General features: G+C 50.4%; 13 protein-coding genes and 1 pseudogene. 7 read left to right on the forward strand and 7 right to left on the reverse strand.

Features of this window, described 5'->3' with window-relative positions:
• Positions 1 to 36: 36 nt before the first annotated feature.
• The gene (locus MRY86_RS25990) at positions 37 to 450 is read left to right on the forward strand and encodes a DUF6691 family protein (protein ID WP_044230085.1); all 414 of its coding nucleotides are present in this window, start codon (positions 37 to 39) and stop codon (positions 448 to 450) included.
• Between the two features lie 93 nt (positions 451 to 543).
• On the opposite strand, the gene MRY86_RS25995 is transcribed toward MRY86_RS25990, so the two are convergent.
• The 4 genes and pseudogenes from MRY86_RS25995 to MRY86_RS26010 all read right to left on the reverse strand — a co-directional run bounded on the left by MRY86_RS25995 (position 544) and on the right by MRY86_RS26010 (position 3,838).
• Positions 544 to 771 (reverse strand): hypothetical protein, encoded by a 228-nt coding sequence (locus MRY86_RS25995; RefSeq protein ID WP_044230083.1) that lies wholly within the window; start codon positions 769 to 771, stop codon positions 544 to 546.
• Positions 772 to 785: 14 nt separating this feature from the next.
• Entirely contained in the window at positions 786 to 1,289 is a 504-nt protein-coding gene (locus tag MRY86_RS26000; RefSeq protein WP_293572071.1) for a hypothetical protein, read from the reverse strand.
• Positions 1,290 to 1,352: 63 nt separating this feature from the next.
• Positions 1,353 to 3,485: pseudogene (metG, locus tag MRY86_RS26005) on the reverse strand (methionine--tRNA ligase); the annotation flags it as partial.
• A 65-nt stretch (positions 3,486 to 3,550) separates the two neighbouring features.
• Positions 3,551 to 3,838 (reverse strand): hypothetical protein, encoded by a 288-nt coding sequence (locus tag MRY86_RS26010; protein ID WP_044230076.1) that lies wholly within the window; start codon positions 3,836 to 3,838, stop codon positions 3,551 to 3,553.
• A gap of 369 nt (positions 3,839 to 4,207) precedes the next feature.
• On the opposite strand from MRY86_RS26010, the gene MRY86_RS26015 reads away from it, so the two are divergent.
• Positions 4,208 to 5,341 (forward strand): DUF1015 family protein, encoded by a 1,134-nt coding sequence (locus tag MRY86_RS26015; protein WP_293563375.1) that lies wholly within the window; start codon positions 4,208 to 4,210, stop codon positions 5,339 to 5,341.
• A 20-nt stretch (positions 5,342 to 5,361) separates the two neighbouring features.
• The gene (locus MRY86_RS26020) at positions 5,362 to 6,540 is read left to right on the forward strand and encodes an amidohydrolase family protein (RefSeq protein WP_293563376.1); all 1,179 of its coding nucleotides are present in this window, start codon (positions 5,362 to 5,364) and stop codon (positions 6,538 to 6,540) included.
• On the opposite strand, the gene MRY86_RS26025 is transcribed toward MRY86_RS26020, so the two are convergent.
• Positions 6,525 to 7,034: a hypothetical protein gene (locus MRY86_RS26025; RefSeq protein ID WP_044230063.1), complete on the reverse strand. Its 510-nt coding sequence runs from the start codon at positions 7,032 to 7,034 to the stop codon at positions 6,525 to 6,527. The genes MRY86_RS26020 and MRY86_RS26025 overlap by 16 nt on opposite strands.
• Before the next feature lie 194 nt (positions 7,035 to 7,228).
• Here MRY86_RS26025 and der point away from each other — a divergent pair, with 194 nt between their 5' ends.
• Together der and rfbC are read left to right on the forward strand one after the other, a co-directional pair.
• Positions 7,229 to 8,533, forward strand: coding sequence for a ribosome biogenesis GTPase Der (gene der, locus MRY86_RS26030; protein WP_293563377.1), 1,305 nt, complete (start codon positions 7,229 to 7,231; stop codon positions 8,531 to 8,533).
• Between the two features lie 69 nt (positions 8,534 to 8,602).
• Positions 8,603 to 9,151 (forward strand): dTDP-4-dehydrorhamnose 3,5-epimerase, encoded by a 549-nt coding sequence (gene rfbC, locus MRY86_RS26035; RefSeq protein WP_293563378.1) that lies wholly within the window; start codon positions 8,603 to 8,605, stop codon positions 9,149 to 9,151.
• A 7-nt stretch (positions 9,152 to 9,158) separates the two neighbouring features.
• Here the strand turns inward: rfbC and MRY86_RS26040 are convergent, their stop codons facing one another.
• Positions 9,159 to 10,748, reverse strand: coding sequence for a sodium:solute symporter family protein (locus MRY86_RS26040; RefSeq protein ID WP_293563379.1), 1,590 nt, complete (start codon positions 10,746 to 10,748; stop codon positions 9,159 to 9,161).
• 62 nt (positions 10,749 to 10,810) lie between these two features.
• Between MRY86_RS26040 and MRY86_RS26045 the strand changes: the two genes are divergently transcribed.
• Positions 10,811 to 11,524 (forward strand): CDP-alcohol phosphatidyltransferase family protein, encoded by a 714-nt coding sequence (locus MRY86_RS26045; protein ID WP_293563380.1) that lies wholly within the window; start codon positions 10,811 to 10,813, stop codon positions 11,522 to 11,524.
• Between the two features lie 154 nt (positions 11,525 to 11,678).
• On the forward strand, positions 11,679 to 12,491 hold the full coding sequence (locus tag MRY86_RS26050; protein WP_293563381.1) for a hypothetical protein: 813 nt from the start codon (positions 11,679 to 11,681) through the stop codon (positions 12,489 to 12,491).
• 72 nt (positions 12,492 to 12,563) lie between these two features.
• Here the strand turns inward: MRY86_RS26050 and MRY86_RS26055 are convergent.
• On the reverse strand, positions 12,564 to 13,165 hold a 602-nt coding region (locus MRY86_RS26055; RefSeq protein WP_293563382.1), incomplete at its 5' end, for a gliding motility-associated C-terminal domain-containing protein.

The following is a 13,165-nucleotide window of genomic DNA, read 5'->3' on the forward strand; positions in this document are numbered from 1 at the left end:
CATTTTTTAAGCAAAAAGTCGTAGAAACACAACGATATGAAAAACTTATCATTCCTGACAGTGGGCGTCTTTTTCGGGATTGTAATGGCCAAATCAGAGGCTGTTTCCTGGTTCCGTATTCACGAGATGTTCCGCTTCGAGAGCTTCCATATGTATGGCATTATTGGTACCGCAGTGGTATTGGGTGCTGCTTCCATGTGGCTGATGAAGAAAACGAAAATGACCACCCTGCGGGGCACACTGGTCGGTTATAATCCTATGAATTTGAACATTAAGCGGCATTTGCTTGCCGGCACGATCTTTGGATTGGGCTGGGCGCTGGTAGGTTGCTGCCCTGGGCCTATGTACGTTTTGCTTGGCAGCGGCTACACCATTATGCTTCTGATACTCGCAGGCGCTACACTGGGGACCTTTACCTACGGGCTGGTCATAAAGTACCTGCCGCACTAAAGATATTTTCAGTTGGGTGATTTATTGGGTTACGGATGGGCTGTGCTTATAGCTCATCCTCCATTAATTGGGCTCGCAAAGCAATTTGTGAGCCTAATTTTTGTGCTGCCGGTTGCGCCAGGCTCCGAAGAATAACAAACCTGCCCCAATCAGGCTGCTTACTAAACCTGCCCTTACAAAGGTGAGGCTGAGCGGCTCCTGCCCGAATTCACGCTCGATTTGTAAAATATCCTCAATGATCAGCTGACTGAAGCATACGGCTGCAACGCCAAAGAGCAACAGGAATAAACCAAAGGCAAAAAAAACGGTATTGTTGCGCATGTATTTGATGAGTATCAGGCACCCTCCAAAGAAGCTTGAAGCCGGAAGCATTGCCACTGCAGCTGCTGAAGAACCAGCCAGCTGTCGCAGAAAGCAGTAAGCACAAGCTCAGGAGTACGGCCCATTTTTTCGTATGGGATTTCTGTGGCAGCATTGCCTTTCGTAGTTGATTTCAGCAGCTTGCCGGCACGATAGTAGAAATAATGTTTGAACTCGAATTGTTCATCCATGGTGAAACAGAAAACATCAGTGCCGGAAGTACGGGTAAAGTCCTGTAGGGCTTTGTCTGTAGCATTCTTGCTTCCAGGCTCTGATTTTCGGATCAGCATAGGTTGTCCGTTATGTACGGTAGCGAGGAGGAAATGAGGTGTTGGGGACTGCGATAATTCCAAAAACCCTTCCTTGAGGGTCATCGTTTTTTCGGCAGGTTCGGCGTCGATGCGTACATGGTCTAGAAACCCTTCGGCGTTGAGTACGATATTTTTACCAGCTAGAATAAACTCATAATGGTCAGTCATGTAGCTCCAAATGGTTTAGTATTGGGCAAGCGTGGAGAAGCCCGCCCAATGTGGGTCCGAAAATTAGCGGACAATCCAACCGTTTCCGAAACCATCCTGCGGATGTACGAAGGCAAGTTCACCTTCCTGGTTTTCAGCCATCAAGACCATGCCCTGAGATTCTACGCCCCTTAGTTTGCGCGGGGCGAGATTGGCCACTAAGACTACCGTTTGCCCGGGTAAGTCTTCCGGCTTGAAAAACTTAGCGATACCGGAAACGACGGTCCGCTTTTCACTACCAATATCAACGGTAAGCTTCAGGAGCTTGTTCGCTTTTGGCATTTTCTCTGCCGCCAGGATGGTGCCGGTCCGTAAGTCCAGTTTAGTGAAGTCGTCAAACTCGATGTTGGGTTTGATCGGCTCGCGTTCCTGAGCCTGGTCGGCTGCTTCGATGGCTTCCAGTTTTTCCTTTTGCCGGTTTACGATTTGCAGACGGCTGTCGTCTTTGCGGTCGTGGATTTTGGCAAAAAGCAGCTCGGGTTGGCCAATCTTGTGACCGGCCGGGAGCAGCGGCTCTTTATTGGCCAGTTGCTCCAGGGCTTTTTGGAGGTCGCCGTTTTCCAATTCCGGTAAGCCCGCCAGCCTGCGTAGTTTCGGGCTGGTAAACGGAATGAAGGGGGCGGTTAGCAGGCTGAGCAGGGCAACGACCTGCAGGCCTGTAAACATGATATCCCGTATGGCCGGGTCTTCCGGGTTTGCCTTGTAGAGGGCCCATGGTGCTGCATCTTGCAGGTAAGCATTGCCCCAGGCTGATAGTTCCATCACGCCCTGAGCGGCCGTGCGGAAGCTGAATCGGTCCAGATCCTGTACGATGCGGTCCACAATCTCAAGGGCAGGGGCCAGGATTGTATGGGTATCGGTGTTTGGAGTAGGGACAGTTCCTTCAAAATACTTGTTGGACAATACAATCACCCGGTTAACAAAGTTGCCAAGGTTGTCTGCCAGTTCTTTATCGTGGAAATCCACGAACTCGTCCCATTTAAAGTCGGCGTCCCGGTTTTCCGGCATATTGCGGGTCAGGGCGTAGCGCAGGGCATCTTCCTTATTAGGGAAGTCTTTGAACTCTTCCAGGTATTGGTGCTGTTCGAGCCCCCAACCACGGGATTTGGAAAATTTTTCACCCTCGAAGTTAAGGAACTGATTGGCCGGCACATTTACCGGAAGGTTGTAGCCGCCGTATGCTTTTAGCATGGCCGGGAAGACGATGCAGTGGAACACAATATTGTCTTTGCCGATGAAGTGGATCAGCTCGCTGTCTTCGCTTTTCCAATAGTCTTCCCAGTTCTTACCATTTTGTTTGGCCCATTCGCGGGTGGCCGAGATGTAGCCGATTGGGGCATCAAACCAAACGTAGAGTACTTTGCCTTCTGCATTTTCCACGGGCACTGGTATGCCCCAATCCAGGTCTCGGGTGATGGCACGGGGCTGCAGCCCGCCATCCAGCCAGCTCAGGCATTGCCCGACTACATGTCGTTTCCAGGCCTTGGGGTCGTGGTGCGTTTTGCCATCCAGAATGCCTTTGTCGATCCAATCCCGAAGCCAGTCTTCGTGTTTGTCAAGCTTGAAATACCAATGGGTAGTTTTGCGCAGGGTGGGCGCTTTTCCGCTGAGGGTAGATTTGGGGTCGATGAGCTCGGTAGGGGAGAGATCGGAACCGCAGTTTTCGCATTGGTCTCCAAAGGCAGCGCCGTGGCCGCATTTGGGGCAGGTACCTGTGATATAACGGTCAGCCAGAAACTGATCGTAGTCTTCATCGTAATACTGTTCCTGCTCTCGCTCCTCAAATTCTCCACCTTTATTATAGAGTGTGGTGAAAAAGTCCTGAGCCGTTTCGTGGTGGATAGGAGCGCTGGTCCGGTGGTAAATGTCAAAGGAAATTCCGAGCTGCTGAAACGTTTGTTTGTTCAGCCCGTGGTATTTGTCGATAATCTCCTGAGGGGAGATGCCCTCTTTTTTGGCCCGAATGGTGATGGCAGCGCCGTGCTCGTCGGAACCACACACCCAAACTACGTCTTTGCCAAGCAGGCGAAGGTAGCGGACATAAATATCAGCGGGAAGGTAGGCGCCCGCGAGGTGGCCAAGGTGTAGGGCACCGTTGGCGTAAGGCAATGCGGAAGTAACGATATATCTCTTGCTCATGTTTAGTCGGCTTTGTCGGCGAAGATAATATTTCTTTCACCGTTTATTAATGGCTAAAGCAAGAGCAGAGTTCCCTGAGGTAGCTACATAAAAGCGCAGGTGCTGATTTCCCAGCGGTTGCGTGGCAGAAAATTGGTCAGCTTAATCAGCAATGCCTGACCTTCATAGAGCAAGACGTAATGAGCAGTACGAATATCCTTACCGATATTGCGCATACTCGTGCACCTCATACCAAGAAAGGAGCCCAAAGGGATCGGGCTGCCGTTGATGGACTGCCGGAGCCGGTTGAGCACTTCTTCAGGGGTGCGGCCGAAAGCGCTGCGGCTCATCGTCAAATGGGTAAGTTCTGTTTTCAGAGCTAAGGTGTTCATAGGTGATTTTTTTCAGATTAATCGGGTGAAACTTTTACATGTTACTATAATGACGTACGATGTGTAAAGGGGCGTTGGATCATTGGAGGGAATTTTTTTTCTTTGCGTTGCAATAAGATCTTTCAGTTTGCCGTTTTTCTATCTCCTGACGCCGGAGCCAGATTTGTCTGAAAAAAATTTAACATTTGCGAGGCAACAATCCGAAAATCTGAGGCGTTACTTAGGCGAAACAACTGAAACAAACAGCGTAAATTCGCTGACAAGAATTATAACTGGGGTTTAGTTTTTTAGGAGTGTAGCGGCGTAATGCTGCTACACTTTCTTTTTTTTGTAATTTCCCGCCCGAATTACAGCCATATAAAACCATTTATGCAGCTGCTACCATTCAGGGCAACTTTCCCTAAGCTTGAAAAAATACAGACTCCCGAACAATTCTTTGGGACCGTCAAACAGGAGTATGATAAATACTTTGAGGAGGGCTTCTTTCACGAAATAGAAGAACCTTCTATGTTTGTATACCAGATCACCAAGGGGAGCAGAAGCTTTACCGGGGTAATCTCCGGTGTACACATGGCTGATTGTCTGAATGACCGGATCCGAAAACATGAGGAGACCCTGGCCGAAAAAGAAGAGAAGCAACTACAATTGCTACTGCGCCGAAAAGCGGCAGTAAAACCGGTCTTACTGGCTCATCACCCTGTACCCGCCATCAAAAACTGGCTGGAACAGTACAAACAGGAGCAGGTGCCGCTCATGCAGTTTCAGCTCAGCGGGGACAAAGAGTACCATAAAATATGGCGTGTTGCTGCACCGGATCAGGTTGCCAGTTTGCAGGCGCTCTTTATGGAGCATGTCCCGATAACCTATATTGCCGATGGGCACCACCGCACTTCCACCGCACTTAGGCTGTTCGATCAGACCGGGGGCAACAAGGAAGACTACGCCAGCCTTTTTGCGGCATTCTTTCCTATTCATGATATTCAGATACAGGATTTTAACCGAGTAATCAAGAGCCTTAACGGGCATTCTCCGGCTCAGTTTATGGCGCGCCTTTCTCATACTTTTGAAATTGAGCCCATTGAGCAAGCCGCCAAACCCAGCCGGAAGTTCGAACTGACGATGTACCTGCGCGGGGAGTGGTACCGGTTGAGATGGAAAGAGCGCATCATGCTGGAGTACGCGAGCCAGCCGGTAGTGCTTGATGCCATGTTGCTGAATCATAAAGTGATGAGCAAACTTCTGGGCATCGAGGATGTGCGCAATGATCAGCGGGTCAAGTATATTGAGGGCCCCAAAGGAATAGCCGGAGTGCTTAAGCAAGCAGAAAAAGAACCGGATAGTGTCGCGTTCTGCCTTTATCCAGTACAAATGGAAGAGGTGATTAAAGTTGCTGATATTGGGCAGGTCCTGCCACCCAAGTCTACTTGGTTTGAACCCCGAATGAAAAATGGCTTGTTGGTGAAGCGGATTGGAAAACAGATCGGTGTAGAGGTGAAAGGATAATGTTTTGAAAAAATAAACCTATGCGAAAGCTAACTGCAGACTATGTTTTTCCTGTGGTGGGAACACCCGTAAAAGAAGGCGTGGTGGTCGTTGATGACCAAGGTATTATCCAGTCAATTGATGCCCGCGAGGCACATGACCCGGTTACGCTTGAGGTCCATCGTGGCGTCATTGTACCGGGCTTCATTAATACCCACTGCCACCTTGAGCTTTCTCATATGAAAGGCCGGGTGGATACCGGGACGGGGCTGTTGCCGTTTTTGCAGCAGGTGGTCAAGTTTCGGGATATTCCCATGGAGGAGATACTCGACGCTATCGACCGGGCCGATAAGGAAATGTGCGAGGAAGGCATAGTGGCTGTAGGCGATATCTCTAATAAAACGGATACTGCGGCCTGCAAAGCCGAAAGCCCGATCCGGTATTATACTTTCGTAGAGATGTTTGACTTCCTGCAGGATAGTATGGCCGGGCAAACCTTTGAGAACTACAAAGAGGTCTACGACGGACAGGCAGCAGGCAATGGCAATAAAAAAGCGGCTGTGCCCCATGCGCCTTACACCGTCTCTCCAACACTTTTCGAAAAAATCAATGCACTTAATCCGGATACAAATAGCACCGTTAGCATACACAATCAGGAAACGGTGCACGAGAACCAGTTTTTCCTGTCCAAGGAAGGAGGCTTCGTGGATTTTTACAATGCCTTTGGCTTTTCAGTCGAGCAGCTGAAGCCTACCGGGCGGCCATCCATCTACTATGCGATGCAGCATATGAACCCGGCCTGCCGTACGCTTTTTGTGCACAATACGATGACTGCGGCAGCGGATATTCAGGCGGCGCAGGAATGGAGCGACAACGTATACTGGGCGACCTGTGCCAACGCCAACCTCTATATTGAGAACCGCTTGCCCAACTATAAAGCCTTCATGGACAACGGTGCGCGCATGACCATCGGTACGGACAGCCTGACCTCCAACTGGCAGCTTTCGGTCCTTGAGGAAATGAAGACCATTGCTAAATATCAATCCTATGTGTCCTTCGAGACTCTGCTACAGTGGGCAACGCTCAACGGGGCTGAAGCTTTAGGATACGAAGCAGAACTGGGCAGTATTGAGCCGGGCAAGGCACCCGGGCTCAATTTGCTGAGCATAGATGAAAGCCTGAAACTTGAGGCTTCTACTCAGGTTCAGCGGTTGGTCTGAGTTGCCCCGGTTTGACTGAGCAACTGCGGATGGTCTTGTGACTCAGGTTCTTTGGGCAACTTAGATTGAAAAAAGTCAAAAGCCACTTCCTGTAAGTCTTCCAACTGGCAATCGCTGCAGGAAATTTTGAAATGGATACGCTCTGCCAGCAGCGTTTGCGCAGTGATGCCCTTTCGTTCAGGAAAATCATCCATCGAAGGTGGGGGCCCAAAGTTATAGGCTGTAAGCGGGCAGGGCGCGATCGGCCGCTCCATCAGTTCCAGGACCCGGATCAGAGGGGCGTTCTTTACGAATATCGTTTGCGGCCCGATGGCTAGCGCTGAGGCCTGTTGCTCAAGCGCTACCCCCACCTGAATGTTCATCAGCCCGTAGGCGGTATTCAGCTGGTGCGTGCCAAATAAATCCGTAGACGTTGCGCTTAATCCGGGCTGTGCCATAGGGCATGCGGAAAGCAGGGCAATACTGATTGCCTTCACAATTGTTAGGGTGTACATGGTTTTTTTAGGGTTGTTTTATACTTATTTGTCGCGTGGATGGTCAAATTCCATAATTGGATCGTGAAAAAAGTTGAATTTTAACATTTCGGGCAGGCAGAAACCGCAACTTCTGTACAGATGTACAAGCCATGCAGCCAAGTTCTCAGATTAACCCGTATCTTTGTGGGCTGTAAAAATTTGAATACAAAGCAATGAGTAATAATATTGTAGCGGTTGTCGGCCGGCCCAACGTAGGCAAATCGACGCTATACAACCGGTTGATCGGAGAGCGGCAGGCCATTATTGATGACATCAGTGGCGTTACGCGCGATCGGCAATACGGCACCAGCTACTGGAATGGGAAGACCTTCACGGTGGTCGATACGGGTGGTTTCGTGAAGCATTCCGAAGACATTTTTGAGGCGGCCATCCGCTCTCAGGTACAGATTGCTATCGAGGAAGCGAGGGTGATTGTCTTTATGGTCGATGTGACCACGGGCATTACAGACCTTGACGAAGAGGTAGCTAGTATGCTGCGCCGTACTGAAAAGCCGGTTTATCTAGCCGTCAATAAGGTAGACAACCACAATCGCATGATGGAGGCGAACGAATTCTGGAGCCTGGGCTTCGAGAATACCTACTTCCTTTCTTCTTTGACAGGTAGCGGCTCGGGTGACCTGCTGGATGCCGTAGTGGAGCACATTGAAGAAAAAGAAGAGGAGCCTAGCCAGCTGCCGCGCTTCGCTATCGTGGGGCAGCCTAATGTGGGGAAGTCTTCTTTAACAAATGCGCTTTTGGGAGAAGATCGTAATATTGTCACTGATATTGCCGGGACTACCCGTGACTCTATTCACTCTACGTACTCTAAGTTCGATAAAGAGTTTCTGCTGATAGACACCGCCGGCATACGGAAAAAGTCAAGAGTGCACGAAGATCTGGAGTTCTATTCTGTGATGCGTGCCATCAAAGCCATTGAGGAAGCCGATGTCTGCTTGCTGATGATCGATGCGCAAACGGGGATGGAGACACAGGATATGAGCATCTTCCGGCTGGCACAGCGCCGGAATAAAGGCATTGTCATACTGGTGAATAAGTGGGACCTGCTGGAAAAGGAAACCAATACGGCACGGGACTATGAGAAAGAGCTTCGCAACCGGATTGCGCCGTTTTCGGATGTGCCTATTCTGTTCATTTCTGTTGCAGACAAGCAGCGGATATTTCAGGCTGTGGAGACTGGTCTGGAGGTTTACGAGAACCGGAGCCGGAAGATCAAAACGTCCACACTAAATGAAGTCATGCTGGAAGCCATTGAGCGGTATCCGCCACCCTCTCACCGGGGGCGTTTTGTCAAAATCAAATATGTTACGCAGTTGCCGACCTACTACCCGGCATTTGCCTTTTTCTGCAACAACCCCAAACATGTGAAAGATAACTACCGGCACTATCTGGAAAATCAGCTTCGCAAAAAGTTTAATTTCTCAGGCGTGCCCATTGGTGTGTTTTTCCGTAAAAAATAGTGATTTACCGCTGTGCTTTGGGAAAACCCGCAAGCAGCAGCTATATTGCAGGCGTAAAGTCAAACTAATATGCCATTTCTGGATACGCCCATCGAGGGGTTGAAGATATTTGAGCCTCAGGTTTGGAAAGATGACCGGGGTTATTTTTACGAAGCTTTCAACCAACAAAGGTTTGAGGAGGCAGGCATTACGGTGCCCTTCGTTCAGGACAATCAGGCACGCTCAACCCGAGGCGTGCTGCGGGGTTTGCATTATCAGGTCGGAGATATGGCTCAGGCCAAACTGGTCCGTGTACTCGAAGGGGAGGTCTTGGATATGGTGGTGGACATCCGCCCCGGGTCAGCAACCTACGGCAAGTGGTTCAGCCTTCGGCTAAGTGCCGAAAACAAAAGGCAGCTTTTCGTACCTCGTGGCTTTGCGCATGGATATCTTGTGCTAAGCCCCACGGCGGAGTTCTTTTACAAATGCGACAATTTCTACTCTAAAGCGCACGAAGGAGGAATCCTATTCAACGATGCCGAACTGGGAATTGACTGGGAGTTTGACCTCAACGAGGTTATCCTGTCTGAAAAGGATAAAGTGCAGCCTGCATTCGGGGAGCACCGCCCGGTTTGGTAAACCCGCATCAGTCGATTTTTTTCAATTGCTTAGGAGGGTACCACCGCAGGGTTAGCCTTGATACGATTACGATAGTGAGTAATCCGGACAGCATCGCTGTAGTGCGGAAAGGGAATAGCGACACCCCATCCTCCACCATTGGGTAAGGGAGCAGCAAGGGTATGCCGAGGGTGGCATCCCCCCCTCCAAATCTCAGAAAAGCTGCAACCAATAATCCGGCAACAGCCCCGGTTGAATTGGCTTTGGGGTCGAATAACGCGCAGACCAGGGCCGGGAACAGCAAGCAATACACAAAGTCGCTGCATAGGAACCACAACTCATAAACACTCTGGATATTCAAGGCAATCAAGGTGGCAGCCACGCCAATGATCCAAATCATACGTTGTACGACCTTACCAAGCCTGGCTGATGAGGCTTCGGGCTGTACCAAGGGCCGGAAAACATTCCAACTTGCCATTGAAGAAGCTGAGAGGATAGACGAATCGGCCGAGGACATAACAGCTGCCGCGATGGCGCCCAGCCCAATGATTCCTACCCACGAGGGGGTAAGGTACCGGACTACCCACGGCAGGGTGGAGGCCGCGTCAGGTGGGGGCGGCAAACCCAAGGCAGTCCAGTCAGCCGCATGGGCAGCAATACCAATCATGACGGCAGGCACCGCAGCCAGTAGGCAAACTGCTCCTGCAATCAGGGACAGCCGGACAGCAGTATCTGCATCTTTAGAAGAGAGCACCCGTTGAAAGTATACCTGCCAGGGTATACCGCCAAAAATGAGCAGCAAAGCATAATCCCACCAATTCCAGTAGTAAGCTCCAAGTGCTTCGCGGCTAGGCAGTAGGCTCGCGGCAGCACCGTAAGCCTGCTGGTAATCTGCCCAAGCTGCCGTCCATCCGCCAGTCTGTTCTAGTGCGTAGGGCGTGACCAGCCACAATCCACCAAAGAGCAAAAGAAGCTGAATAACATCAGTGAGGGCCACTGCCCATAGCCCGCCCAGAGCCGTGTAGGCGATGGTGATGATGGCGGAAACCATTATTGCAGTTGGGGTGTCCAGCCCTGCAATAGCGCCGAAGGTTGTGCCTAAGGCTGTCAGAATAGCAGCGGTCCAGAAAAGCTCTCCAGACAGGGCGGGAAGGAACAGCAGGGCTGTGGTCCGTTTTCCAAACCGTTGTTCAAGCGGGTCCAAAAGGGTGTGAAAGCGGTAGGTGCGCATGCGGCGGGCGAAAAACAGGCCACCGACAACCAAGCTAAGCGCATAGCCCCAGGGCGCCTGTACCCACACTAGCCCGGCACTGGCCGTATACTCTGCGGTACCGTTGATGTAGCCTCCTCCAACCCAGGTCGCACTCATGGTGAAAATAGCCAGAAAAAGGGGCAGTTGCCGCCCGGCCAGCATCAGGCTTTCACTATCATTGCCCTGTCTCAGGCTTGCGGCATAGGCACCTACACCGAAAATGAGCGCGTAAAAAAACATCATGGCCAGGTAAGCCGGCCAGCTTAGTGGCTGCTCAGTGAAAAAGTGGAGATAGGCTCCGCCCAGTCCAAGAATGACTAATAGAACGATGGAGGGACGGAGTAAACGCCAAGTCTGAAAGGGCATAGGCTGGTTATTCTGAAATGCCGAAAATTACTCATATTTTAGCGCTGCAGCAAGATCAATCTATGGGGAAGCCGTACACCACTGGTCAACGAGCTCAGGCTTGGGCCGTCCACCTCTTTACCGCAAGTGGCATCATCACCGTGTTTATGGCAATGGTTGAAGGTACACAGCACAACTATACCAACGCCATGTGGTGGTTGCTGGCTGCTCAGGTTATCGATGGAGTGGATGGTACACTGGCCCGGCGCTTCAAAGTCACTGAAGTGCTGCCGGAAATGAGCGGCAAGAGCATAGACTTTGTGATCGACTTTGCCGGTTACGCCATAATCCCGGCATTTCTCATCTATCAGGCGGGAATTATCGCCTCCCCCTATGATTTGTGGGCCGCTTTTCTCATCTTGGTCACTTCGGCCGTCTATTATGGAAAGTCGGGCATGATTTCGGAGGATTACTACTTCATTGGTTTTCCGGTGATGTGGAATATGGTGGCTTTCTATCTGCTTTTCGTATTTGAGTGGGAAAGTACCATTAACCTTTTGTTTATAATAATACTGGCGGTGCTACAGTTTGTACCGGTGAAGTTTGCCTATCCAAGCCGGACAAAACGCTGGCGGGCGGGCAATCTGACAGCGACGGTGGTCTTTATTGTCTCTATGGTAGGGCTGCTTTGGTATCAGCCCCGTGAAATGCCAGTCTTTTGGTGGGGCAGTGTATCGTCCCTGCTCTATTTTGGCATTTTTGCTATACTGGCTACCTTTTGGTTTGACCGCCGATGATAATTGGGGGCAAACGGGCTTAACGGCGCAGTTTCTAAACCCAAAACCAGCATTCGACGTTACAAATTCGGCATTTAGGCGTCTCAAAGGCAAATAAGTGTCGAAGTCGATATCATTGTATATATTTTTAAACTAACAAAACGTGTTTGTTATCGTGAAAAGAACAATAATTTTAGCAGGTGTTTTTGCAATTTTTGGACTGTTTACCAATACGCTTAATGCACAAGAAGAAGAACAAACGGCTTCGGCTGCCAGCCTCTACAACGATGGCCTTGCTAAGCTGAAAGCGAAAGAGTATGATGCAGCGTTTGAGCTAATGGGACAGGCCCTGGAAACAGCAGATTCTTCCTCCGAGACTGATATCAAGGTTATGCAACTGGCCAAGAAAAATGGTGCCATTGCAGCTTATTACGTAGGTACTAATGCACGTAAGGCTGATGACCATGAAAAAGCGCTGGAGGCTTATCAGCAGGGCCTAGATTATAACCCTGGTTTCTATGCTAATTATATCGGTAAGGCACAAGCCCTTGAAGGTATGGATATGATGGCCAAGGCTGTTGGAGCTTACCAAACGGCTGGTGTGGCTTGCGAAAAGGCAGGCAAGGCCGACAAGGCTGAGCAAATGAACAGTAAAGCCGAGAATATGGTTGCTGTTGCCTGGGGGGACAAAGACTGGGCTCTGGTCAAGGATATGGCCGCAGCTTATCTCGAAGGCGGGGAAAGTGCTGATGTCCATTATTACCTTAGCGACGCATTGCTAAGCGATGGCAGCAAGGATGATGCGCTCATGCATGCCGAAAAAGCCATTGAGCTGGCAGCTGATGGCGCAGACAAGTACCTGATGCAGAAGGCGGAAATCCTAAAGTCTAAAGGTGATACTGCTGGCGCTATCGAAGCGTATAAGATGATCACAGACAGTAAGTACGTTGAGCGTGCGAAATACGAAATCGGACAGCTGGGCGGCTAATAACAGGCTGGTTGCTGTGAAAGAAAAAGCCCCGGGCTGCCTGATTGGTTTCCCGGGGCTTCTAGTTTGAAATTAACGGCTGTTCCGTATCAGCTCAATGTAGCCCTTCAGGATTACGGGGCTGGGCTGAATGCCGGTAACCCGCCGCTCGAAGTAACGGCAATTGTAGAAGTAAGTGCCGTCCTCCAAAGCCTGCCCCTGCAGATTAGTGCCGTCCCAGTTGAGGTCAGGGTCGTTGGTAGTGAATACGATCTGCCCCCAGCGGTTGAACACGGTGAATTCCACACGGTCAATGAAGCAGTAGGGGTAAGGGCGGAAGATATCATTTTGGCCGTCCCCGTTGGGCGTAAAGGCGTTTGGGAGCTGGTAGAACGGGCAATTGTCGACGCAAATGATATTGCTGAATTCACTTTCGTTGGCAAAGGTGTCCACCGCAGTAACGGCGTAGCAGCCTGCAATGCCTATTTCTGGCTTATGGTCATAGACGGTGAGCCTGGAATCGTCAATGGAAGCGATAAACTCAAAGTCACTGCCTTCGAATGGGGCATAGTAAATCCGGTAGCCAACCACATCGTCAGTTTCCTCGCAAATATCCATCGGGTTGACCCAGTCCAGCGTATTGGCAAGGGCTTCTTCATCCGAGCAGTCGGTCTGGGTATCACAGCCATTTGTCA

Origin of the sequence: Phaeodactylibacter sp. (genome assembly GCF_022763345.1) — a bacterium.
Classification (GTDB): domain Bacteria; phylum Bacteroidota; class Bacteroidia; order Chitinophagales; family Saprospiraceae; genus Phaeodactylibacter.